Consider the following 24,498-nt stretch of genomic DNA (forward strand, 5'->3'; position numbering starts at 1 on the left):
GCCCCGTGGACCGGCTGTCAGGTGCGGGCGGCTAAGAGGATGGCCGGAGGGGCCTTCTTGTCGAGGGCGACACGGACCAGGGCCGCGGCTACTACGGCCGGCTCCGCGCCGTCCGCCAGGCGAAGCAGGGCGGCGGGTTCGGTGGGCAGCTCCAGGGCGCGGGCTCCCTGGAGGGCTTTGGCGTCGAAATACGGCGCGGTCCCGGGCCAGACCGCTTGTGCCTCGCGCAGGAAGATGTCGGCGCCGGCCGGTCCCACTCCGGGGAACTCCTGGAGCAGGCGCCGTATCGTCGCGATGTCGCCGTCGGCCTGGTCCCGCAACCGTCGCAGGTCACCGCCGTAGCGTTCGGTGGCCAGTGCCGCGCCGTCGCCGAGCTGGGTGGCGGTGCGTTCGTCGTAGCGCCGGTAGCCGCCGCGGCCGAGTGCGTCGACCCGCTGCTGCCAGGTGGCCTCGGCCATCCGGCGTGGATCGCGCATCCCGGCGGCGGCCAGCTCCCGTGCCGCGGCGACCGCGATGTCTGCACGGATACGCGCACTCAGCAGACAGGCGAGCACTAGCAGCCGGTACAGGGGTTGAGGGGTGTCCTTGAGCGGGATGCCCGCCTCGTCGGCGTAGGTGCGGCCGTGGGCCTCCAACAGCGCCCGCATCACACCGCGTCGAGTGGTCGTCGCCATCCGATCTCACCTCCGAAGACCGCGGACGGTGTTTCGGGAAGCACGTAATTGAGATCCCGGGTGCCCCCATCTGCGTGGCTCGAAACGAACCGGGCTGTGGCAGGCGCGTCTCCCACGGGCGCCGGAACGGGAGGCGCACTGCTCGCACTCGTACCGGAACGGTTCCCGCGCTTCGACTCCCCGGGTGCGCGGCTCACGGTGGCTACACGGCCGCAGACCATGTCGGCGACCCCCGATGCGTGAGCCGACGAAGCGCGAACCTCAACAGCCCTTTTCCACCACGCGGTTGACCTTCGGTTTCCGGTCGCGACACCTGGGCACTCGGGCCGGGATGCGGACGGACGAGCAGAATTCAGGACAAGTCGCAGAGGAGGCGGTCATGGAATGGGCTCAGCGAGCTGCCTGCGCTCATGAAGACCCGGAGTTGTTCTTCCCCCTCAGCTCCACAGGACCTGCGCTACGGCAGGAACTCGCCGCCAAGCGCGTCTGCCTCCGGTGCCCCGTGGTCCGGCAGTGCCTCGACTGGGCGATGAGCAGCGGTCAGGTCCACGGCGTGTGGGGCGGAACGAGCGAACGGGAGCGCGCCGAACTGCGCAGGAGGACTGCCTTTGTGGCGGCGCACGAATGAACCTGCTGGGCTCACGCGCCAGATGATGGGGCCCGGTGAACGGCGGGGGCTATCTCGCCCGGAACCGCCAAGCGGCCGCACCGCGAGATCCCCGGCCCGTCGCCCCGCAGAAGGGGTCGACTGGAGCCCCCGCCTGCCACCGGCCTACTCGTGGAAGCCCTCAGTGCGCGGAACGTGACGCCCCACCGAACAGTCGTGCGAGGGCCCGGAACGGCAGCGTGACGACGGTGGCGATCGCGCTGCCGATGCTACGGAGCACGTCAGCGATGGCGCGGAACATGGAGACCTCCAGGATCTGTCTGCGTTCTGAGCGGCTGTCGGCTCGACGGGTACCCGCCAGGCCATCAGGTACTCGGTGTCCCGGGAGACGGCCCGCCTCGATCTCTGCGTCGCTTCCGCATCAATGTGGTCTGCCTGCTCTAACGACCGAGGTCCTCCTCCAGCATCCTGGCCTGTTCCCACGACGCGTCCAACGCCGTGCGATGCACGGTGACCGTGGCCGACAGCCGCACGGCCCCCAACACGTCGGACGCGGGCACCTCGAAGTGCCGGGTCAGCGTGGCCAGCGCGTCGGCCGGTAACGGGCGCAGCCGCCACAGACAGTCGTCACCCAGCACCGCCCACTGCGCCGGGTCACTCTCGTACGGCGTCGCCCGGACCACCCCGGTCCCGAACAATTCCGGGCCGGAGATGACCTGTTGGATCAGCGACTGAGCCTGCGCTGTCGTCCTTGGCTCCCTGCCCGGATCCCTCTCGGAGGTCGCCGACGCCGACGGCCGCGCGTCGGCCGTAGCGCTCCGGGCCGTCCCGGACGATGTCGTCGGCGGCGACGCGGAACCGCCACCACCCTCTGTGCACCCCAGCACCAGGGCCCCGCAGGCCGCCGCCACCCCGCTGACCCGCAGTGCTCTCGCGTACGCCACGATGTCGCCCCCTCTACGGCCTGCCGTGCGCCACCCCATGCCAGTAGCGATGCGCTCGGGCACGGGACGGTTCCTCGGATTCCGGTTCGATCTCTGGCGCCGCACAGGATGCGCACAGTCGAGACGATCGTAGAGCTGATCGCGTCAACTACCCCTGGATATAAGGTAGTTAAAAGAAGGCGGGGTGGCGTCGGACCCCGACAACACCTCTGGCGATCACCCAGACAGGCTCCAACTCTCAGGCCACGCCTACGGGCAGAGCACACAGCGGTCTCACGGCCACACACCGAGCCCAGGAGAGACCCGCACCCTGACTCTTCCGGCTCGGTTCAACAGGACGGACAGTGACAACGGCGGCTGCCCGGCCCTGCACACCGACTTCGACTCCGACGAGATCATCGTGCAAGGACCACCACTCGGCGACCCGGCCAACCTTGCCCGCCTCAAGCACTTCGGCCTCGACGGCATGACTGTGGTTGTAACCGGGCCTGCTGGACGGCTCACCGGCACCCAACTCGCCGATCCGCTCGGCCGGCTCCACTCGAAGATCTACAAGCTGGAGGGCGGCCGACAGACCGCCACCCTGCCTCAGCCTGGACCCGGCCGTCGAGACCAACGGTGAGACCCGTGACGGGGCCTGGATCGCCGAGCTCACCGACAAGCTCCTGGACGGCTGGCCAAATGACATGCGGCTGATCGTCCGAAAGGAACGGCCCCACCCTGGGGCCCAGTTGAGGATCACGGACGCGGACGGCATGCGGATCACATGCTTCGCGACCAATACCCCTGGCCGGCCGATCGCCGCCCTCGAACTCCGTCACCGGCTGCGGGCCCGAGCCGAGGACCGGATCCGGGCCGCCCGGTCCACCGGGCTGCGCAACCTGCCCCTCCACTGGGCAGCTCAGAACAAGGTCTGGCGCGAGATCATCCAGATTCGAACTCACTCTTCACACCGGACTCCGCAAGGGCGAACTCCTCGGCCTGCGCTGGGAAGACCTCGACCTCGAAGCGGGCATCGCCGCAATCCGCCGAACCTTGCAGCGCACTAGCGCAGGCGGGCTCACCACGCTGCCCACCAAGACGCGGGCCTCCGAGCGCCGCATCGCCCTTCCCGCCCGCTGCCTTCAGTCGCTGAAGCTCCACCACGAGCAGCAGAAGACCGAGCGGGAGGCCGTGGGCACCGGTGGCAGCAGAGCGAGCACGTGTTCACCACTGCGCAGGGTGGACCGATCGACCCGACCAACCTCACCCGCACCTTCAACACGCTCCTCCGCAAGGCCGGCCTCCGCCGCATCTGCTTCCACGACCTCCGTCACTCGACGGCCACCCTGCTCCTGGAACAGGGCGTCGAACTCGTCGTGGTCAAGGAGCTCCTCGGCCATGCCCACATCGGCGTCACCGCCACCGTCTACGCCCACGTAAGGATCCGCCTCCAACGCGACGCCATCGATCTCCTCGGCCGCGCCCTTGACCGCCTCTGACGTACGGCAACGGCGGCGGACGCCACCTGGTGTCCGCCGCCGTTGCTGTCAACTACTGCCGTCACGGCGCTCTGAAGCCCCACCGAAGCACACCTGATAGAGCCTCATATTTGCGACGGTGTAAACCATGACGGAGAAGCGCACCCGGACGCCCTACCGGCTCAAGCCTCGCAGTCAGCTTTCGCGCGAGCGAGGATGGCAGTAGCCTCACGAACGGCACCGATGAGCGCGCGCTTCTCTTGGTTGACTTGTGATATCTTCCCGCCCGCCAAACCGTATGCCCTTTCATAATTGACCCAGGATTCATAAGCGATTCGCAGCCCCTCCGAACTGGCCCGACCAACAGCAAACTTCTGGCCAAGCGTCAGAGGGGGTTCACGATGCCCCATCCACAACTCAATTCGGGCTTTGGTGGAAACGAACTCCGCGACAACCTCGATCACGTCGTTGCCGATCATGTTGCTGCCCATCATCTGAACAGCAAGATTGACCGCCGTTGAAGCCGTGGGGCCTCGCAACTGCTCGGGTGCTTCCCAGTTCGGAGGCTGGCCCTTGAGTGACTCCCAACCATCAGCTGCCACGACTAGAGCCTCCTCTGCGTATGGGAAGAATTGAGTAGCCAACCGGCGATATTCTGAGAGTCATTGGCCGGTACGTCCACTCCACCAGCCCTCAAGATTCTCGCGCAATAGGTCACGCAGTTGTTTGTATCATTGTCGTGTGGACCGAGATTGACATCCTCCATAGCATACTGAGCTCGCTGCGCATTCGTTGCGTTGGGAAGCGGGACCCTGACAACAATCGTGCCGGGCGAGTGGGGCCGAGTGCGGACACCAGGAACCGAATTTGATCCTGGCTGCGAACCTGCCTCGGTGTGCATCGTCGTGTCTCCATGCGTAACCGAGACGGACGCGTGTCCCTCGACGTCGTCGAAGTAGACATCTGCATACCCATCGTTGCAGTTGTGCACGAGGACCGGCGTAGCCCCCGCCAGCACGTAGTACGTGTGGAGGGTACCGACGGTGAGGTCGTAAGTGGTCTGGTGCCGGTGGAAGTTGTGGACCTCGGCCACCGTGATGGTGGTGCCGTCCGTGGTGCGGAGTTTGGTGCCGGCGGTGAGGTCGTGGGCGTTGGTCCAACGGTGGTGGGTGGCGTCCCAGAAGGGGTGGTGCCAGGTCGTGGTGAGGGTTTGCCGAGTGGGTGCGGCAGCCTTTGTCTTCTGCGGCGGTCCACGGACCGGGGCCGTGTCCAGGGTGAGGGTGGTGAAGTCCTTGTCCGTATTGGTGACGATGACGTTCTGGACTTTCTCGGGGGCCGTGACGCCTGTCTGTGGGTCCGTCGCCAGGACCGTGTCTCCGACCTTGACCTTGCTGATCGGTTTTGACGTGCCATCAGCCAGACGCACACCGGTACTCGGCACAAAGCTGTGTGTCGCACAACCCGCCGCGTCGGCCCCCGCGCTCTCCGCCTCCCGAGCCTCGGCGACGGCGTGTTCCGCCTTCACAGCGTCCTCGGCCAGCTTCGCGGCCTCCTCCGCGTCCTTGACCGCCGTATAGGCGCGGTCCAGGGATCGCCAGACCTTGAAGGCTTCCACTCCTACCTTGATGGCCTTGAAGACCTTGCCCCAAGGGACCGCTGTCAGGGCTGTGTTGATACAGCCCATCACGTCGCCCTTGGTGAAGCAGTTGTAGGCATCGGTCAGGCCGAGGACATCCGCGACCAGGCTGAGCAGTTGGTGCTTGAGGCCGGATGCCTGCTTCTTCGCCGCGGCGGCGGAGGCGTCCGCGGTCGCCTTGGCGCGCTGTACGGCCTTGGCCTCGGCCTGCGGGTCGTAGGTCTGCTTGCTGATGTTGCCGCCGGGGGCGCCGAGCGTGTGGCCGTCGGAGCAGCGGCCCTGGTGGCAGACGGCGTGGTTCTGGCCGCCGGGGTCGACCGGGCCGGTCTCGACGTAGCGGGTCGGGTTGCTCTTGCTGGTTCCGGTACCGCCGATGGGGTAGCCGACGCCGCACTGGTCGGCCATGCACAGGCCCGACGGGTCGGACTCGGTGACCGGGGAGTCGCCTGCGTAGTCGTAGGCGTTCCAGGTCTGCGGTGAGCCCGGGTCGAGGATCGGGTCGGGGCTGAGGAAGCGGCCGATGGACGGGTCGTACTCGCGGGCGCCCAGGTTGGTCAGGCCCGTGTTGTCGTCCTGGGTACCGCCGACGTAGCCCTGTTGCCCGATCCACGTGCCGGTCTGGTCGCGTGACTCACCGAAGGGCTTGTACTGGCGGCGGACCACCTGCTGAGTCTGGGAGTCGATCTCCAGGGTGCCGGTTCCCTGGCGGTCGGGAATCAGGTAGGTGAACTTGCCGTCTGAGGAGTGGGTGGCCACCGTCTCGCCGGCGATGGAGATGTAGCGCACTCCGTCAGCGCTGGTGGCGCCGGGCTTGAGGGTGATCTCCTCGTCGCCCGTGTACAGGGTGGTCCCGTCCGGACTGTGGCGGATCAGCAGGCCGCCGTCGGCGTCGTACAGGTACTTCGTGTCGCCGGCCGAGCCGGTCGAGGCCAGTTCGGAGAGGCTGCCCTCGTCGTTGTAGGTGAGGGTGTCCGTGCCCGCGCGAGTGGTACGGGTGAGGACGTTGCCGTCCTGGTCGTAGGTGTAGGCGTTGGTGGTGTCGGCCGTCGAGTCGCCCGGCACGACCGTGTCCACCGTCGACACCGCGTGGGCCGGGCCCTTGCCCGCGGCGAACGGGTTGTACGAAGACGTCGCGTCGTGGGTGGTGTCGCCCGTCGTGTCGTGGTCCACCTGGGAGGTACGCGCGCCCGTGGCGTCGTAGGACCAGGACTGCCAGTACGACGACGGGCCGCCCACCGTGCTGGAGGCTCCGGATGCGGGAGTTGCCGAACAGTCGTCCGTGGCCGTCCAGGCGTCCTTCAGGCGCTGCGCCCAGTCGTAGTCGAAGCACTGGGTGTCGGTCGAGCCGGTCTCCAGCTTGTCGGTGATCTTCGTGACGTTGCCGGAGGGCTGGTAGGCGTAGCTGGTCTTGTCGGCGATCGCGGCGCCCGACTGGGTGGTGGTCGTCGAGTCCTTCAGGCGACGGGTCTGGTCGTCGTAGTTCAGGGTCTGCTGGGCGAAGTTGCCCGAGGTGCCGTAGGTGAGCTGATAGGGCTCGTCGAACTCCGTGTAGCTGAGCTTGTCGACGTAGTCCCAGCTGTTCGTCCCGCCACCGACCGAGGTGGGGCGACCATAGGCGTCGTAGTTGTAGGAGACGGTCTCCTGCGGCAGCTTGACCGTCGTCGGATCCTGGTCGGTGTAATTCCTCAGCGTCCCGGTGAGGTTGTACGTGTTCTGGTGGATGTAGTTGCCGGCGAGGGCGCCTTCGGCGGCGGGGACCACGAGTTCGCTGGCCTGTGCCCAGCCGTGGCTGTCGTAGCCGAGGACCTTGTCGGTGTAGGCGGAGCCGCCGGTACCGCCCACATAGCGAATGGACGCGGTGGGCTTGCCCTTCTTCAGCGAGTCGTACGTCCAGGCCGCCAACTCGTTGCCCGTGGACTGCGCGACACCTCCCGTGGTGTCGAACTCGGCCTTCTTGCGGCCCATTTCGTCGTACGTGTAGCTGATGGTCTTGCCGCGTGCGTCGGTCGACGCCGTCAGCTGGCCCGCGTTGTCGTACGTCGAACTGGAGGAGCCGGTATCGGGGTCGGTCTGGGAGGTGCGGCGGCCGAGGAGGTCGTAGCCGCTGGACCAGGTGTGGCCCTGGCCGTCGTCCTGGCCGGTCTGGTGGCCGTCCGCGTCATAGGAGTAGGTGACGGTGTCGGCGGCGCCGGTGGCTGTGGTGCCGTGGTAGCGCAGGAGTTTGACCAGCTGGTCGCGGGCATCGGTGTACGTGGTGGTGGGTGTGGCTCCGAAGGGCTTGGTGCCGGCGGACGGCGTGACGTCGACGCGGTCGGAGCCGGGGTAGGCGGTGGTGGTGCGCCAGGTCTCGGACGCGAAGGTGTAGGCGATCGAGGCGGTCACCCGGCCCGCGCCGTCGTAGACGGTGGCGGTCTGGGACGGCGTCTTGTTGTCCGGCGCATCGACCATCGTGCCGGACGGGGCGTCGCTGTTGTAGTACGCGTCGGAGGAGCTGACCGCCCAGCCGTGCGAGTCGTAGACGGTGTCGGTGACCGTCCGGCCGCCGTCGACGGTGGCCGTCTGCGTCTCGCGCGGGCGCAGCATCGCGTCGTAGAGCGAGATGGAAGTGCGGTAGGCGTTGTCGTCGGTGAGGGTCTGGGTGGTGACCGTGGACGGCGCCGACGGTGTGAGGTTGTAGCTGTACTTGATGTTGGGGTTGTCGTCGGTGGGGAAGCCCGGGCTCCACACCGAGGTCAGGCGGCCCAACGCGTCGTAGGCGCTGGTGGTGGAGTATCCGGCCGCGTCGGTGGTCTTCAGGTCCAGGCCGCGTACCGGGTCCAGGGTGGTCGTGGTGGTGAAGCCGGCTGTCTGGCCGGTGGCCTTCGGCTGAGTGACCGCGATGGAGGTCGGGTTGGTGCCGGTCGCGGGGGTGTAGGCGGTGCTCGTGACCCTGCCGTCGGCGTCGGTCTCGGTGAGTTCACGGCCGTAGGAGTCGTAGGTGTTCTTCAGCGCCGTGATGTAGTGCGGGGTGCCGTCGTCGGCGACCGTGTCGGCCTTCTGGACCATCGTGACGTCGCCCTTGGTGGGCGTCGTGGTGTTGTCGGTGGAGCCGTCGAAGAAGGTGAGGTCGTCGCTGAGCAGGTCGTTGGGGTATTTCGGGGTGGCGGAGCAGGAGACGGAGACTTCCTGGACACGGCGAGGAATCGGCAGCAGGTTGCCGGAGGCGTCCGTCGCGTACCAGGTGCGGGTGCACTTGTCGTCGGTGGATGTGGCGGTGTCGCCCTGGTCGTCCACGGCCTTGGGCAGACCGGTGGCGCCGTCGATCGTGTAGTCGATCTCGGTGGTGCGTTTGGTGCCGTCCGCCTTGGTGGTGACGGTGCGGGCCCGCTGAATGTTGGTGCGACGGGCGACCAGCGGGTTCAGGCCCGCCTTCGTACGGGACTGAGTGGCCGTCGCCGCTGAGCTCCAGGGGTCGGTGACACCGTCCGAGAGCAGCGCGCCGCCGGCGCCGTTGTAGGTCTGCGCTTCGAAGGTCTGGCCGGCCAGCCAGTCGGAGTCCTTCTGCGGATCGTCGTTGGCCGTGTCGTTGAGCGTGACACTGCGCGTGCCGCTCGAGGTCTTGTCGCCGTCCATTCCACGGAAGAACGTCTCCCGGGACAGCGTGATCTGCGCGGGCGCCGTGCCCGTGCGGGTCTCGACCGTGCCGTAGCCGCGCCACTGGTTCCAGGTGCGGTACTTGGCCTGCGTCAGCGGGTCGTCGTTGTAGTGCCAGGCCGGGTCACCGACGTAGTTGTACGAGGTTTGGACGGGCAGCCCGCCCGCGGTGGGGTCCTGGGTCGTCACGGAGTTCACGAGGAACTTGTTGAACCAGTCCAGTTGTGGCGAGGTCTGGCCCGGCGGCGTCCAGTACTGCGGGTAGCAGCGGAGGGTGTTGTTGTCCTGGCTCGACGGGATGACCGCCGTGCCCGTGCGGTGGCATTGGGGGCCGGTGTAGTTGACCGTGACCACTTCGCCGGACTCGGTGGTGACCGTGGTCATCCGGTAGCGGGTGATCGGCTGGTAGCCGTCGAGGCCGTCCACGCGGTTGGCGAGTGCCTGGCCGGCGAACTTCACCGGCGGCAGGTCCAGGCTTCCGCCGTCCTTGCCGGTATGCACGATCTGGCTCAGCCACAGCGACGGGGTGGTGGTGTCCCCGGTCGACGGGAAGGTCTGGGTGAGCGTCCAGGCGTCCACGTTCTGGTAGCCGGTGCCGACCAGGGACTGGGTGCGGATGCCTGTCAGACGCCTGGTGGTGAAGAAGGCTGGGCCGTGGTTGTTGCAGGTGCCCGTGGAGGCACAGGTCTGGTCAACGGGTACGTCCGGCCAGTGCGAGGCGTTGGCCGTCGTCATCTTGGACGTGGCGCAGTCGAAGCTGGAGTCGGCCAGGCAGCGCTCGGAGGTGTCGAAGAAGACTTGGGCGGCGGCCTGCGCTGTGGTGTCGTAGACCTTGCCCGCCAGCTGGCCGTACTGGATCTTGGCGAGGTAACCGCTGCGGGCGTACGTGGTCGGGGTGGTGGCGTTGTCCCTGCCGTAGTAACCGGTCTCGGGCGTGTACCAGTAGCTGATCGCGTTGCCGTGCGGGTCGACGGTGTAGTCGAGGTTCCAGCGGTAGCCCTGCTGGCACCAGGAGGCGGCGAACGTCGCGGCGTGGCACGGCTCGCCCGTGTCGTTGCCGTAGACGGGCGTGGTGAACACCGAGTTGGTGGTCGCGTTGCCCGTCGCCCAGCCGGGCAGCCGGTTCTTGCCGAAGTAGTACTGCGTACCGTCGGCGGTGGTGACGACGAAGTACTCGTTGTCGTTGTCACCGTTGACCGTGTCGGTCTTGACCTCGATCTTCTCGCCGCTGTCGCCCTGCGGGTGCCAGGTGTTGGTCGTGTCGTCGTGGACGAGCGTGTTGGACGAGCCGTTCAGCGACAGGGTGAGCGAGTCGACGTCGTCCGACCAGCACTCGTCGGAGGTCTTGGGGGAGCCGCCCGCCGTGTCGTCGGAGCAGGAGGCGTAGCTGCGCTCGACGAAGCCGGGCGAGTAGTCCCAGCCGTCGCCGATCCAGGAGGACTGGGCGTTCGTCGAGGAGGTGCGCCCGTCCACGGTCTGCGAGCTGTAGTCGAGGGACACGCTCGGGGCCAGGCTGCCGGGGACGTCAGGCACCGAGATGGGGTACGAGTAGCTGAAGGCGCCGGTCGAACCGCCGGCCGTCCACTGGCCGGACGGGGCCAGGGAGGTGGCCGCGTAGCTGCCGCCTCCGCCTGCGGCGGCCGCCTCGGCCGCGAGCACCATCGGCTGCGCCGTGCTGGTGGCGGGCAGCGCGACCTCGGCCGAGACCGTCTGCGTCTTGGCGTCGTTGGTCGAGGCCAGCGGGGTCTGCTTGCGGCAGGCGGCGGCTTGCGGGGTGGTCAGGGCGCAGGCCGGCAACTGGACGAGGTGCAGTCGGCCGGCCCAGTCGCCGCCGTAGGCGTCCTTGAACGACGAGTAGTCCAGGCCCACTTGGGCCGTGCCACCCGCGGTGGTGCTGTCGGGCTGCACGGTGAGGACGACGCCGTCGAGAGCGAGTTTCTGCGCGGCCGTCTGCCCCGGCAGCGACACGTGGACGCGGGTGCCTGCGCCCACCCGGTGCGCGCTCTTCGCCGCCGCAACCGTCACGGGGACACCGTCGGCCTGCTTGGCAGCGGCGCCGCGTGCGGGAACCGCCACGTCGGCCGCTCCCTTGGCGGGCCAGGTCTTGTGGGCCTGGGCGGCGCTCCAGCGCGCCATCTGCGGCACCTTCGCGGCCTTGCCCTTGACTGGCGAGACAGGAACCGAAGGTTCTTTCTTAGCCTTCACGAGGTAATCCGCGCGCTGACCGGCAGCAAGTGCGTCCGTCGGCGCGATAAACCCGACGAGCAAGCCGAGCACACCGATTGCGACGATCCACAAAGCGGGCGCCCTGCGTATCCGCATGGTCTTTCTATAAATCCGCCAACGCGAATTGCGACGCACTCCGGACCCCCCATTCCAGCACGGCTGTCGAGGAGCTATTGGATCAGATAAAAGACATCCCTCACAGTCCCTTCACATGCTCAAAAGGTATAGGGATCGCCATGTATCACCCTTCGTTCGACCAAAACTCGACACCAAAAACACCAACTCCCCCATGAACGTGATGGATCACCCAACAAGAACGTCAACCAGCCCACCCGGCAACAAAGTTGCACACTTCATCTACGCGCCGGAAGAAGCCGTACCGCAGCAGCCTCCCGCTTAACACTGTTGTCGCCTTGCAGTGATTGCGGGTAGCCTCCCTCGCGCCCATAGGCACTTTTCACTCGGACTCAAATTGGGGGGCAGATGTCCGACCGTTTCCGTCGACTTTCCACCGGCGGCCCATTCAGAAAGAGCCCGCGAATACCAGGCAGATTCCTGGTTCTTGCCACGGTCAGCGCGCTCTGCCTGGCACCGCTCGCCGCTCAGCCCGCCGCTGCGGATACCGGACCGGGCTCCGTCGCAGATGTCAACACCAGCCGGCCGGATCTGACTCCGGCACCGAAGGACGACACGAAGGCACCGGACCCGACCGGCTCCCTGCGCCCGGCAGATGACGACGGCGGACTGACGACAGCCGAGGAGTCGGCACTGGCCGGTGCCCAGAAACAGGCCGCGGCGACCGGCGAGCCGGTCCAGGTCGATGCCCTGACCACCGAGACGGCCACCACGACGGCGAACCCATCCGGCACCGTCACCTACGACTCCAGCCTGCTGCCCGTACGCGTACGCAAGTCGCACCGCTGGGTCCCGGTAGACGCCACGCTGAAGCACAACGCCGACGGCACCTGGAGCCCCACGGCCGCGGCCGAACCGCTCGCCTTCTCCGGCGGCGGCACCACTCCCCTGGCCACCATGGCCAAGGGCACCGCGTCCCTCGCCTTGTCCTGGCCGCACGCCCTGCCCACCCCGCACGCCTCCGGCGCGAGCCTGACCTACCCGGACGTGCTGTCCGGCGTGGATCTCCGGGTCACCGCAGACACCCAGGGAGGCTGGTCACAGGTCCTCGTCGTCAAGGACGCCCAGGCGGCCGCCAACCCGGAACTCGCTCAACTCGCCCTCGCCACAGAGGCGAAGGGCGTCAGCGTCACCGACGACGGCCACGGGAACCTCGCCGCGACCACACCGGACGGCAAGGTGCTCTTCAGCGCCCCGCAGCCGGCGATGTGGGACTCCAGCGGCATCGACGCGGCGCGCACTGCCCCGGAATCGGGCCCCGCGCCGAAGTCCCGGGTGGCCCGCGTCCAGGGCCGCCTGCACGGCCGGACGCTGTCCCTCGTCCCGGACGCCAAACTGCTCGGTGACGCACACACCAAGTTTCCGGTCTTCATCGACCCGACTTGGAATCCGCACTACGCCAGCGGCTCCAAGCAGCACTACGTCGAGGTCCAGGCAGGCTGTCCCACCGCGAAGAACTACGACTCCACCCAGTACGGCGACCCCGGCGTCGGCTACAACAGCTGGTCGGGCTGCATCGGTCTTGAGCGCGCCTACTACCAGCTCGCGGTCCCCTCGGGCATCTGGGGCTCCCACATCGTCTCTGCCACGGTGGACGCGAAGGAGAACTACTCCGCCAGCTGCAGTCTCTCCTCGGACGTCTATCTCTACTGGTCCGGTGCGATCGGCTCCGGCACCACCTGGAACACCAGACCGGCTCTGAGCGGCAAACTGGCCACCAAGAGCTTCGGGCCGGCCTGCACCAGCGAGCCCTCCGGCGGCTTCTCGGTGACCTCCACGATCGCCAAGGGAGCCGCCGCGCACTGGACGAGCTGGTCCTTCGCCCTGATCAACAGTCAGAGCGCCAGCAGCGACGGCAACTACTTCAAGCGCTTCGCCAACAACCCGTCGATGTCCATCACCTACAACCACGTGCCCAACAAGCCGGGCACGCTGGCCACCAAGGTCGGCTCCACCTCGCTGGGCTGCGGCACCGCCGCCCCCTACCCCATCGTCGGCAAGACCTTGGCCACCACCCCGCCCACGCTCAACGCCACCGTCAGCGACACCGACAAGGACGCCCTGGCCGCCACCTACTCGTACTGGGTCGGCAGCGGTACAGCCACCACAACGGCCAGCGCCACCGTCGCCAGCGGCGCCAACGCACCCAAACAGCTGCCCTCGACGTTCATGAGCGGCCTCGCCGACGGCAGCGTGGTCAGCTGGAAGGTCACCTCGACGGACGGCGAGGACACCTCCCCCGTCTCTGCCACCTGCCACTTCACCGTCGACCTGCACAGTCCCGCCCAACCCACGGTCAAAACCGCGGACAGCCTCTACCCGGAGGACGCGCCGGGCATCACCGCCGCCGGCACGGCGGGCAAGTTCACTCTTTCCGTGAATCCCGGCACGAACGGCAACAACGCCGCCAAGTTCCTCTACGGCCTGGACGCAGCACCGCCCACCTCCAGCACTCCGGCCGCGCAGACCGCGACGGCCAGCAGCAACACCGCCACGATCACCGTGACACCGGTGGCACCAGGTACTCATACGCTCTACGTCTACGCCGTCGACTCGGCCGGGAACGTCTCCTCCCAGCAGCAGTACGAGTTCACCGCGATCGGGCACACCACGAAGAGCTACGCCAGCCTGCAGGCGGCCTTCAACAACACCGCCACCACCGACGACAGCAACCGCACCACCGCCGACGCCGACGGAGTAGGTGACAGCTTGTCCCTCCAGACACTCAAGGCAGCGGGCTGGCAACCCGGCAGCAAGATCACCGTCGACGGTGCCACCTTCACCCTGCCCAACTGGGGTTCCAGTACCGGCGACAACGTGCTGGCAGCCAACCAGACCATCCAGATGAACGGCACCACTGGCCAGGCCCTGGTCTTCCTCGGCTACTCCACCTACGGATCCGTGGCCTCCGAGCATCAGGACGGCGACACCACCAACCCCGTCGTCCCCGACAACACCAACACGTCTGCCACCAACTGCAGCCTGGGCAACGGCACCTACGAGGACTGCACCACTCCGAAAGGATCCATCACCTACGGAGACGGCACCTCACAGCCCTACTACCTGACCATGCCCGACTGGGTGAACGGCCCCGACACCATGGCCGCCATCACCCTTCCGTACCGCAACATCCCCACCAACCCGGTGACCCACAGCACCAACATCTACGCCTTCGCCGTCCCCCTGAAGGCCGGTGCAACCGTCAGCTCGGTCAATCTGCCTGACGTCGCCAGCGCCGCGCGCAAGTACGTGCCGGGGATGCACATCATCGGCATGTCCATCCGCGACACCACCACCGCGGCGAACAACGCGTCCTGGACCGGCAGTTGGAGCGCGCCCACCGAAGAGCGATTCCAGTTCTCCGCCATGGGCGCCTTCAGTAACCAGACCTTCCGCGAGGTTAGTCAGATAAGCGCCGGCGGTGACCACGTGCGGCTACGTCTGTCCAACGCCCTGGGCACCAATCCGCTGACCCTCGACCACGTCACCGTCGCCCCGTACAGCACGGGGGCGGCAACTGCCTCTACACCCGTGGACGTGACCTTCGGCGGAGTCAAATCGGTGGTCATCCCGGAAGGCGGGGAGCTCTACAGCGACCCGATCCCCATGACGGTCGCCCCCGGCGGAGTGATCACGACCAGCATCCACCTGGTGAACCAGGTGAGCTACCTCGTCATGCACCCCTGGGCAGCCACCGACTCAGTCGGGTACATCAGCGCGGTCGGCAGCGGCGACCACACCGCGGACGCGGCCGACACGGCGTTCACAGGCACCGGCACGGTCGCAGGTCGCTCCACCGACATCCTCACCGGAGTCGACGTCACCACCACCGACCACCAGCCCACCGTCTCCGTGCTCGGCGACGGCCTCATCAACACCCGCACCACAGGCAATACGGCGGGCTACAGCACCCCGCGCTTCAACCAGTACCTGGCGAACCGCCTGATCACCAACACCGACGGTGTTCCGGTCTACGGCGTCGTGGCCTCCGGTATCGAGAACAACTACCTCGGCACCGACCAGGGCGCAGGTGCAGGTGGCCGGGCAGCACTCACCCGCCTGGACCGGGATGTCCTGTCCATTCCCGGCATCAAGACCGTCGTTGTCACGCAGGGTCTGGAAGACATCGTCGCTGGCCACGACGACGTCGACATCGACAGCGCACTCGGACTGTTGCGGGACCAACTGAAGGGGTGGGGCATCAAGGTCATCTTCGCCACCCTGACACCCTGCGACGGCAACAGTGCCTGCACGGCGGCAGTCGACCAGAATCGCATCGACACCAACACCTGGATCACTGACCAACTCGACTTCACCTCGCCCACAGTGAGTTATGCGGACGCGGAGGCGATCGTCGCGGTCATCGATACAGCGAGCACGGCCGACCCGCAGGCACTGAAGCTGGGCAACGACGCGGCTCCGGCGGACTTCGACTCCGGCGACCACGTCAATCTGACTGCAGACGGCTACAGCGCCATCAGTAACGCCTTCGACCTGGCGTCACTTGGGCCGGACGCATAGCTCAGAGACTACGACCGGGTGCACCGCAGCTTTTACACGGTGCACCCGGTCCGGTTTCCCGCACACGTGTCCGTCGTGTGGGGGAACGGTCCAGCACCAGCCGTTCCTCAGACTGTGTTCGACGCCCCGCCCGCATGGTCCTCCGGTATCCAGGTCACACGAGCCAGCTGATGAGGGCAGGCGTCCGTGCGGCGTCTGAAATTACCCTGTTGCGATCGACGAGGGTCCCGTCGCGGAGCATCGCGAACAGGACGTCGGCTCGTCGTCTGGCGAGGCAGGCAGGGCCTGGGCGGGGTGTTTTCCTCGGGCGATTGACCAGTGAGGGGCGGGGCCCCTGGAGTGTCAATGGCCGTTTTCCTCGTGCAGGGTGGCCAGGGAGGAGGGACCAACCTCGCGGGTGCGGGGAGCAGAGCGGCGCACTGACCCGTGCGGCGCACTTCGCGGGACCAACCCTGCGAGTGCGGGGAGCAGTGGTTCATCAGGGTCAGCGGCTCGATGACCCTGGGACCAACCCCGGGGGTGCAGGGAGCATGACAGTTCACCAAGTTCGAACTCGGCAGCCTGGGGACCAACCCCGTGGGTGCGGGGATATCTCGAGGCCGTTTTCCGCCCCAGAGCCACAACCGGTGCTCCATACGCTAGTGGGGGGATGTGGGTGCGTTTTGTTGGTTGGTCGTGGCTAGTGAGATGTGCTTTGTGGTGGTGGGTTGTTGTGGGTGTGATGGGTGAGGGCTTGCCACCGGTGTTCGAAGGTGTGGTGGTGTATTTCGAGGTCGTGTGGGCGGATGGGCTGGTTGTACTGGGCGGTGATGCCGTGTTGTGCGGGGTCTTTGGCGACGTGGTCGGGTGCTGGTTGATCATCGATGGCGCGGTGGTGGGCCCAGATGGTGTAGATCCGGAACTGCAGGAGATAGCGGGCGAGTGTCTTCGGTTTGAGGGGCTGGCTGTCGCGGTCGAGGATCCCTTGTCGGGCGAGGTAAGCGGATAGTTCGGCCGCGTTCGGTTCGGTGTGCAGGTGCTGGTGGAGGTAATGCCAGGCTAGGTAGTAGCGGTCGACGGGAGTGAGGCTGCGTGGTGGGGGAGTCGTCCTTGTACCGGGCTTGGACTGATCGTGTGCCGGTGAGCTGTGAGTCGATTGGGCATGCGGCGCGGGGATGTTGGGGCCGGTGGGTGGGGGCTGTGTATGTCGTGGCAGGGACACGGTGCCTGCGGCCGCTGAGGGTGATGCGTAGGGGGACTGCCCGGGCGGGCGAGTTTCTGCGGTCGTGCGGGTCGGGGCAGTGTTGGTGAACCCTGCCTCGTCCAAGCCGGCGTGTACGGCGGGCGGTTCGTCGCGTACCTGCTCCTGCTTTCCGCGCTGCTCTTGTTCTTCGTGCTCGTGAACGTCTTCCGCCGGGGCGTCTTTCCCGGAGTTGCAGTCCCCCCTCTCGTTGACGGCCTCTTGCCGTTCGAGGGCGCCGAAGGAATCCCGACGAACCAGGAATCCACGGTCCTGCTCCTGCGGTAGAAGGTGTTCGGCTGCACCGGATCGCACAGCGCAACCAATACGTCACCTTCCTGCAGCTCCACGGCTCTCCGGAACGAACTGGTCCTGCCAGCCCGGAAGCGAATCACCACAAATTCCAAGTCGTGAGGACCAGGCGCAAGTTCGACGAATTTCGGCGCTTTGGCGAAGCGGTTCCGAGAGCAAATCCTCTGGCTGTCCTCGCGGATGGACACGATCCCCGCTTTGTCGGTGAAGCTTCGGATCGGCTCTCTGATCTCAGCGATCAGCAGAACCCCCGTCCTGCCACTCCTCTGCACCCTGCGCAGGAGTCTTCTGGCTCGCCACGGCATCCGCTGCACTTCGTCAAGGGTTCTCACTGAGTGGGATGCACTGGATCTCTTCATGATCTAAATACCCTCGCGCCTAGGGTAATTGCGGCGATCCATCCTGGGCTGGATACCCAGAGCGGACGTGAATCAGGCGCCAACTTCCGCATAACCGGCCTGTGTTGCGGACTCACTGCTCAACTCCGGCTGCACCAACAGCGGGACCTGCAACCACGCCTACATACAGGTCTACGGCGCCAGCGGCGCGGGGGATCATTCGGCCTTTCCGGATGCCCGGCACCAGTGCGCCCCAGTCAGCGCCCGGCGTCGCCGTCCCCGCGAAACGCGCCCGCGACCACGGGAACAAGCTGCCGTTCGATCTGCTCGGTCGGCATCGTGGCCAGTTCGGCGCCGATGGGGGCCAGGGCGAGCCAGTTCAGCATGCCGGCGGCGCATCGTGTGCGGAAGATCAGTTCCTGCTCGTCGACCCCGGGAATGTTCGGCTTCAGCACGCGGAGGGCGTCCCGGCGGCTCTTGTCGAACTTGGCGGTCAGCCGCTCCCACCCCTGGGGCGGTTCGATGCCGACGCGTGCCACGGTCCGCATGACGGCCAGGTCCTGCCCACCGGCCGCGAGGGCGCGCATCATCGGCCCGGCGAAGGCCGCCGCCACTTCCTGGAGTGTCGCGGTGGGGGCGAGGGAGTCGATTGCCTCCATCTGCGCGTCCAGATACCGCTCCAGCGCGTGCTCGATCGCGGAGTCGCACAGCGCCTTCAGCGACCCGAAGTGGTAGCTGACCGCGGCGACATTGGCTCCGGCGCGCTCGGTGATCTCGCGGAGCGTCAAGCCGTCCTGGCCTCGCTGGGAGATCAACTCCAGTGCGGCCGCCTGCAGACTGTCCCGCGTGCGCTGACCGGCCTCGCGGCGCAGGTCCGTCTTTTCCGCCTGTGTCATGCCATGTACTCAAGCAGACGCTTGAGTACATTGTCAATGGCCGCCAGGACCTCGCCGATACGCCCTGACCAGCAATGATGCGCTCGTCCGCGCCCGCCGCCGAGTCGCGCGACCCAAGAACTTAAACGCTTGCTTGACAGGATCGGGTCGCCGTTCATAAAGTCAAGCGAGCGTTTGAATTACTAAGTGCCCGAGAGGTGCCGCCGCGACGGATCTCGGATGCCGCGAACCAACCTGAAGGAGAACGACATGAAGCTGCTCAGCCGGAAGTCGATCACCGCCGCGACCGCGGTAGCTGTCCTGGGTGGTCTCTCCATCGCCGCCGTGCCGTCAGAGGCGGCAAGCCCCGCTCACCACAAGGCGGGCCGCGACGACACGGCCGCCCCGACCCTCACCGCGCGCCAACTGGCCGAACTGCCGCTCACCGACCGCCACTTGACCAAGCACGAGAAGGCCAACCTCGCGATCGTCCTGCGCGACTACTACGTGGCGGAGGGCGCCCACATAGACGTCCCGACCTTCGTCAACAGCTTCGCCAAGGACGGCGTCTTCAACGACATGGTCGCAGGCCAGGCCTACCGGGGTGACGCGCTCGGCAACGTGCTGCCGTACATGAAGGGCCTCTTCTCCGACGTCCACCGAGACCTCAAGCGCATCACCGTGAACGGCGACACGATCAGCATCGAGCTGTCGATCCAGGGCACCTTCGACGGCCAACTCCCGACGCCGACAGGCGGTTTCATCAAGGGCAACGGCCAAAAGGTCGACGCGCCGACCGCCGACTTCTGGTACCTGAAGAACGGCAAGGTCACGGCGTTCAACTGCTTCGTCGGCTACTCGAAGATGTACTCCGACATGGGCGTGAACTTCGACTGGCCCTCGGCCGCCAACAAGCACTGAGTCGTCCTACGGCGGGTGAGGCACGGGGCACTGCCGCCTGCGCCTCACCCGCCGGCGCGTGGGTGCGAACCGGGCCGTGCGCCGTCCCGGGGGAGATGGGCCACTGGCGATACCTATCGCTGCTGACGTGCCGTCAATCCATCGTTCTTGAGGTCGAGTTCGGCCGTGCGGGCAACCTCGGCGGCGCGGACACGGCGACCTTCGCCCCAATTCGATGGTCCCGCCGAGGAGTTCGACGAACGAGTCGGACACGGCCGTAGGGCCGACAGCAGACACGGATACCGCCGCCGAAGCTTCAGACTTCTCGCCCGCCCCAACTCCGCCACCCAAAAACCGACTTGATCGCCTCGCCGACCGCAGAGGAGCGCACCGGCATGACCACCCGGCTCGGAATCGGTCTTCCGCAGAATCGGCAGTACGACCTCGGCAAGGACGTTCCCGACGTGGCACGTGCCGCCGAGGGCATCGGCTACGACAGCGTCTGGGTGTACGAACGCGCCCTGTTTCCCGAGCCTCAGACCCAGCCGCTGTACGGTGTCCCCGGCCTGCCCTGGCACGACGCCTACCGGGGTGTTGCCGAGCCGCTGGTCACGCTGACCCTCGCGGCGGCGGCCACCGAGCGGGTCGAACTCGGCACCGCCGTGCTGGTCGCCCCGCTGCACATCCCCTTTCAACTCGCCCAATCCCTGGCGACGTTGGACGCGGCGAGCGGCGGCCGGGTGGTCGCGGGCTTCGGCAGCGGCTGGTCCCTCGACGAGTACGCGGCTGCCGGGGTGCGCCCGTTCGAGGAGCGCGGCAAGGCCATGGACAAGGTGATCGAGGTGTGCCGGGCGGTGTGGGGCCCGGACCCGGTGGTCTACGAGGGCGGCCGGATCACGAGGATCGCCTCGGCCTTGGTCGGTCCGAAGCCCGCCCGGCCGATCCCGATCCTGGTGCCGGCCAACACCCCGCGGGCGATGCGCCGGCTCGTCGACCATGCCGACGGCTGGCTGCCGTACGCCGACGGGCCCGCCCAAGTGGCGGAGAGCTGGCGCAAGTTGCAGGACCTCGCCGCCGAGCGGGGCCGAACCCGCCCGCTGCGGACGGTCGTACGGGCGAACCCGGACTACACCGCCAAGCGGTACGAGGGACCGGACCGCCGGCCCTTCCAGGGCGACGTCGAGCAGATCGTCACCGACCTGATGGCGTACGCCGACATCGGCCTCGACGAGTTCCTGGTCGACTTCTCGTGGGCCGCACGGGACGCGCACGAACTGAAGGACGTGGCCGCCGAGGTGTACTCGAAGGCCCGCACGGCCGGTTTCTGACCACCGGCGTAGTCCTCCGGGAGTCGAGTCGGAATGTTCACGCAGGTGACCTAGCGTGACGGGCCCGAACCGGCCGCCGGACAACCCCAGAGCCTGGTCGGCACGTGGGCGACACCGCCTCCGACCGTCGGCACAGCCAGCGGGTTTCCGTCTGGCTCTGCATACCCAGAGCCAGACGTATGCTGAACGCATGGGAGAAGCCGTACACAACGAACCGGACCAGCCCGTCATGACCCTGACCGGGCCCTTCGCCGATCGCGACGCCTGGACGGCCAAGGGATGGTGCTCGATCGAACGTGCCCTCGAAGTCGTCGGGACCCGCTCCGCGATGATTCTCCTGCGGGAGATGTACTACGGCGCCACCCGCTTCGAGGAGCTGGTACGGCGTACCGGGCTGAGCGAGGCGGTCACCGCCGGCCGCCTCAAGCAACTGGTCGAGGACGGACTCCTGGCACGGCGCCCTTACCAAGAGCCGGGTGCACGCACACGTTCCGCGTATGTGCTCACCGACCGCGGCCGCGCGCTCTTCCCCCTTCTTGTGGCTCTCGCGGAGTGGGGCAGGGGCCAGAACTCGCATGACAAGGGTGTGGAGTTCGTGCACGCCGGATGCGGCGGGCGCCTCAGCGCGGGCGTCAGCTGCGACCACGGCCATGACGTGCCACTGACCGAGGCTGAAGCCCGGATCATCCGCAGCAAGTGATCCCAACCCGCACGGGAAAACGGGGGCCATGGCGGGGCGCTCCCTGACGCACCGCTACGCCTCTCCGAAGCGCGCGCGGCGAAAATCGCCGACTCCGGCGAGGCGCGCGCGTGCCCTGCGCGCGGAGCGTCAACCGCGCGCTGTCGGCCCTACGGCCACCGGCCGAACTCGGCGCGGCGTGATCAACAGCGCGGCAGACACCCCGCAGACGCCATGCCGACCGAACCGAGATGGCGCTCGCGCTGCGCAGGCGCCAGTCGGTCATCGATCGTGGGCAGCGTCAGCACTGCGTCGATCACGGAACCGCCCCCGAATGACAGGCTCGCGCCCAGGCCCTTGAGGATGCGAAGCATCGCGGTGTTCTGGCGGTCGACCGTGCCGGTGATGGCCGTCGCGCCGATCCGATGGCCCTGCGTACGTGCATGGCGTACGAGAGCGGTCCCCAACTTTCTGTTCTGCCACGGGTCTTCGATCAGAAGGCCGAGATCGGCGGAGTCGCCCTCTGCGGAACCGACGAGCTGGAGCACCGCTATCAAGTGCTCGGGGGATTCGGGGGAGTAGGTCACCCACGTGAGGGCCGTGCCTCCGTTGGTCATGTGCTGCCATTCGCCCGGTGTGAGCCCGGTCCGAGTGCCCAGGTAGCGCTTGTAGAGGGAAGCTTGCGAGCACCGGCTGTGCAGTTCGTTCACCGCGGCCAGTTCTGCTGCCCTTGCCAGCCGCGTAAGAGTCCCGGTGGGCCCGTGCCGAAATTCTTCGTCCACTGCGGGCGACGCGTTCTCGGGATGGAGCACTGGCGATTCACCTGCTTCGTTGTGGACGCCGTTCAGGCCTTCGGTCCGGCGATTCGCCCTTTGGCGGCGTCGTACGGACGCGGCAGATCGGAGCCGTGCCGCCCGTGGCCGACTCGTAAGGATCAAGAAGTCGGTCGAACGCCAACGCCCGGACGGTGACCGGCCGTTGCGGCGGTCGAACCGGACAGTCGAGCCTCACCCTTGACGCTACCTTCTGACTCTGGAAAACACTAGCCAGGTGGTTGGGTTGTTGCGCCTCAGGGGTGACGTTTCCGGGGCTGCCCGGGCCTCGACACCACAAGGCACCGCAACCCGTCCATGCCGCGGAGGCCCCAGTGCGCACGCCGCGGCCCCGCGCGCCAGCGCCAGCTCCGGCTCCGGCTCCAGGTCGGGATCGTGCCGGAGGCTGACCTTTGACATCCATAGTCAGGCTGCTAACGTCCTGCCTATGCAAATACGAAGTCAGCCATCGGCGGGCGCGGATTCCGGCGCCACCTCACGTCCGTCTGCCGCCCCTGAGGGAGCGGACATCCCCTACCGGTGGCTCGGCCTGATGGTCGTGTGCCTCGGCGTGATGATGGCGTTCATCAACATCACCGGCACCATCTCGGCGCTCGGCCCCATCCAGGACGACCTGCGGATATCTCCCAGCACCCTGGTCTGGCTGACCAGCGCCTACAGCCTGGCCGTGGTCAGTCTGGTCATGTCGGCCGGGACACTGGGCGATCTGATCGGTCGTCGCCTGGTGTTCGTGTCCGGTGCCGTCGTCTTCACGCTCGGCAGCCTGCTGGCGTTCCTCTCCGACAGCTCCGGCACCCTCATCGCCGCCCAGGCCGTCATGGGCGTGGGTGGAGCGGCCGTTCTGCCGACCAGCCTGACGATCGTGACCACCACATTCACCGATCCGCACGAGCGCACCACGGCCATCAGCGCCTGGGCCGCCTGCTCGGGCATCGGCCTGGCCGTCGGACCGCTCATCGCCGGCGTACTGCTGGAGCACTTCTCCTGGCACTCCGTCTACCTCACCAACCTGGCGATCGGTGTGGTGGCGGCCCTGCTGGCCCCGGTGTTCGTGCACAAGAGCAAGCACCCCTCCCGCCGCCTGGATCCGGCCGGTGTCCTGCTGGGTACCGTGACGCTCGCCTCCGCCACCTACGCGATCATCCAGGGCGGTGCGACCGGCTACGGCGAGACGCCGATCGTCGTCATGTACGTGGTCTTCGCCGTGTCGGCGGCCCTCTTCGTACGCGTGGAGCTGCGCCACCACGACCCGATGCTCGACATGCGGCTCTTCCGCAGTTCTTCGTTCAGCGCGGTGATGGCCGTGGCGACCGCGGCCATGTTCGGGTTCGTCGGGATCGCCCTGCTCAGCGTCCTGTACATGCAGCGTGTCCGCGGCCTGAGCACGCTCGACGTGGGTGTGGACATGCTCGCCCTGTTCGTCACCTTCGTCGCCGTCAGCGCTCTCGCGCCGCGTCTCGTCCGTAGGTTCGGCTTCGCTCCGGTCCTCAGCGTCGGCCTTGTCTTCATGGGTTCCGGTGCCCTCGCCCTGCTCGCCGTGGGCCCCTTCGACGGCTACGGCGCGATGTGGCCCGGGCTGCTCGCGGCCGGTGTGGGCGGCGGGCTGCTGATCGCCCCGTCATCCGCGGCCGCCGTCAGCAGCGTTCCTCCGCTTCAGGCCGGCATGGCCGCCTCGGCGATCAACATGGCGCGTCAGCTGGGCAACGTCCTCGGCCCGAGCGTGCTGGGCACCATCGTCACCACGCAGTTCCCCGCCAACCTCCATGACAAGCTCATCGACGGTGGCCTTCCCCCTGCCGGTGCCGACCAGGTCGTCGCGGGTGTCCAGCACGGAGCCAACGCCAGCGGCGCGCCCGCCGCCGTCGCCAAGATCCTCGGCGAGGCGGTGCCGGAAGCCTTCACGGACGCGGTGCACCAAGGGCTGCTCATCGGCGGCATCGCGCTGTTGGTCGTAGCCGTCCCCACCGCGCTCTTCGTCCGGCACAAGCTGCCGACGGCTTCGGCTCCCACCAAGGTGCAGGTCCCCGAAGCAAGCGGCACACCCTGATCAGACACTCTGCCAATCGCACGGCGCCCCATGATTCGGGTGCCCGATCCGCCGCCGACTGAGCACCTGGTCATCCTCGTCCGCGTGGGGTGTCGGCGGTCGCGCCCCGAAGGCGGATTTCCTTCGGGGCG

General features: G+C 67.4%; 14 protein-coding genes and 2 pseudogenes. 9 read left to right on the forward strand and 7 right to left on the reverse strand.

Going from position 1 to position 24,498, the window contains the following annotated elements:
• Nucleotides 1-17 precede the first annotated feature (17 nt).
• Nucleotides 18-674, reverse strand: coding sequence for an endonuclease (locus OHT77_RS40395; RefSeq protein WP_328833323.1), 657 nt, complete (start codon nucleotides 672-674; stop codon nucleotides 18-20).
• 379 nt (nucleotides 675-1,053) lie between these two features.
• Here OHT77_RS40395 and OHT77_RS40400 point away from each other — a divergent pair, with 379 nt between their 5' ends.
• Nucleotides 1,054-1,302: a WhiB family transcriptional regulator gene (locus tag OHT77_RS40400; protein ID WP_328833324.1), complete on the forward strand. Its 249-nt coding sequence runs from the start codon at nucleotides 1,054-1,056 to the stop codon at nucleotides 1,300-1,302.
• Between the two features lie 160 nt (nucleotides 1,303-1,462).
• Here the strand turns inward: OHT77_RS40400 and OHT77_RS40405 are convergent, their stop codons facing one another.
• Entirely contained in the window at nucleotides 1,463-1,582 is a 120-nt protein-coding gene (locus tag OHT77_RS40405) for an LPFR motif small protein (RefSeq protein WP_328833325.1), read from the reverse strand.
• Nucleotides 1,583-1,721: 139 nt separating this feature from the next.
• Nucleotides 1,722-2,288: a hypothetical protein gene (locus OHT77_RS40410; RefSeq protein ID WP_328833326.1), complete on the reverse strand. Its 567-nt coding sequence runs from the start codon at nucleotides 2,286-2,288 to the stop codon at nucleotides 1,722-1,724.
• A 519-nt stretch (nucleotides 2,289-2,807) separates the two neighbouring features.
• On the opposite strand from OHT77_RS40410, the pseudogene OHT77_RS40420 reads away from it, so the two are divergent.
• Nucleotides 2,808-3,160, forward strand: a pseudogene (locus OHT77_RS40420) (transposase); the annotation flags it as partial.
• A pseudogene (locus tag OHT77_RS40425) lies at nucleotides 3,156-3,706 on the forward strand (site-specific integrase); the annotation flags it as partial. The pseudogenes OHT77_RS40420 and OHT77_RS40425, both read left to right, overlap by 5 nt.
• Before the next feature lie 161 nt (nucleotides 3,707-3,867).
• Here OHT77_RS40425 and OHT77_RS40430 read toward each other — a convergent pair.
• Together OHT77_RS40430 and OHT77_RS40435 are read right to left on the reverse strand one after the other, a co-directional pair.
• A complete protein-coding gene (locus OHT77_RS40430) occupies nucleotides 3,868-4,287 on the reverse strand; it encodes a hypothetical protein (protein WP_328833328.1) in 420 nt (139 codons plus the stop codon).
• A 2-nt stretch (nucleotides 4,288-4,289) separates the two neighbouring features.
• Nucleotides 4,290-11,090 carry an RHS repeat-associated core domain-containing protein gene (locus OHT77_RS40435; RefSeq protein WP_328833329.1) on the reverse strand — a complete coding sequence of 2,267 codons (6,801 nt, stop codon included), beginning with the start codon at nucleotides 11,088-11,090 and terminating at the stop codon, nucleotides 4,290-4,292.
• Nucleotides 11,091-11,663: 573 nt separating this feature from the next.
• Here OHT77_RS40435 and OHT77_RS40440 point away from each other — a divergent pair.
• On the forward strand, nucleotides 11,664-15,836 hold the full coding sequence (locus OHT77_RS40440) for a hypothetical protein (RefSeq protein ID WP_328833330.1): 4,173 nt from the start codon (nucleotides 11,664-11,666) through the stop codon (nucleotides 15,834-15,836).
• A 721-nt stretch (nucleotides 15,837-16,557) separates the two neighbouring features.
• A complete protein-coding gene (locus tag OHT77_RS40445; RefSeq protein ID WP_328833331.1) occupies nucleotides 16,558-16,824 on the forward strand; it encodes a hypothetical protein in 267 nt (88 codons plus the stop codon).
• A 1,138-nt stretch (nucleotides 16,825-17,962) separates the two neighbouring features.
• Here OHT77_RS40445 and OHT77_RS40450 read toward each other — a convergent pair.
• Nucleotides 17,963-18,601, reverse strand: coding sequence for a TetR/AcrR family transcriptional regulator (locus tag OHT77_RS40450; protein WP_328833332.1), 639 nt, complete (start codon nucleotides 18,599-18,601; stop codon nucleotides 17,963-17,965).
• 249 nt (nucleotides 18,602-18,850) lie between these two features.
• Here OHT77_RS40450 and OHT77_RS40455 point away from each other — a divergent pair, with 249 nt between their 5' ends.
• The 3 genes from OHT77_RS40455 to OHT77_RS40465 all read left to right on the forward strand — a co-directional run bounded on the left by OHT77_RS40455 (nucleotide 18,851) and on the right by OHT77_RS40465 (nucleotide 21,508).
• Nucleotides 18,851-19,501, forward strand: a complete 651-nt coding sequence (locus OHT77_RS40455; RefSeq protein WP_328833333.1) for a nuclear transport factor 2 family protein — start codon at nucleotides 18,851-18,853, stop codon at nucleotides 19,499-19,501.
• Nucleotides 19,502-19,875: 374 nt separating this feature from the next.
• Nucleotides 19,876-20,808, forward strand: coding sequence for an LLM class F420-dependent oxidoreductase (locus OHT77_RS40460; RefSeq protein WP_328833334.1), 933 nt, complete (start codon nucleotides 19,876-19,878; stop codon nucleotides 20,806-20,808).
• Nucleotides 20,809-20,998: 190 nt separating this feature from the next.
• Nucleotides 20,999-21,508 carry a winged helix-turn-helix transcriptional regulator gene (locus tag OHT77_RS40465; protein WP_328833335.1) on the forward strand — a complete coding sequence of 170 codons (510 nt, stop codon included), beginning with the start codon at nucleotides 20,999-21,001 and terminating at the stop codon, nucleotides 21,506-21,508.
• Nucleotides 21,509-21,690: 182 nt separating this feature from the next.
• Here the strand turns inward: OHT77_RS40465 and OHT77_RS40470 are convergent, their stop codons facing one another.
• Nucleotides 21,691-22,299 carry a GNAT family N-acetyltransferase gene (locus OHT77_RS40470; RefSeq protein WP_328833336.1) on the reverse strand — a complete coding sequence of 203 codons (609 nt, stop codon included), beginning with the start codon at nucleotides 22,297-22,299 and terminating at the stop codon, nucleotides 21,691-21,693.
• A 448-nt stretch (nucleotides 22,300-22,747) separates the two neighbouring features.
• On the opposite strand from OHT77_RS40470, the gene OHT77_RS40475 reads away from it, so the two are divergent.
• Nucleotides 22,748-24,367, forward strand: coding sequence for an MFS transporter (locus OHT77_RS40475; protein ID WP_328833337.1), 1,620 nt, complete (start codon nucleotides 22,748-22,750; stop codon nucleotides 24,365-24,367).
• Nucleotides 24,368-24,498: the final 131 nt, after the last annotated feature.

The sequence above is a fragment of the Streptomyces sp. NBC_00252 genome (genome assembly GCF_036187565.1).
In the GTDB taxonomy this organism is placed as follows: domain Bacteria; phylum Actinomycetota; class Actinomycetes; order Streptomycetales; family Streptomycetaceae; genus Streptomyces.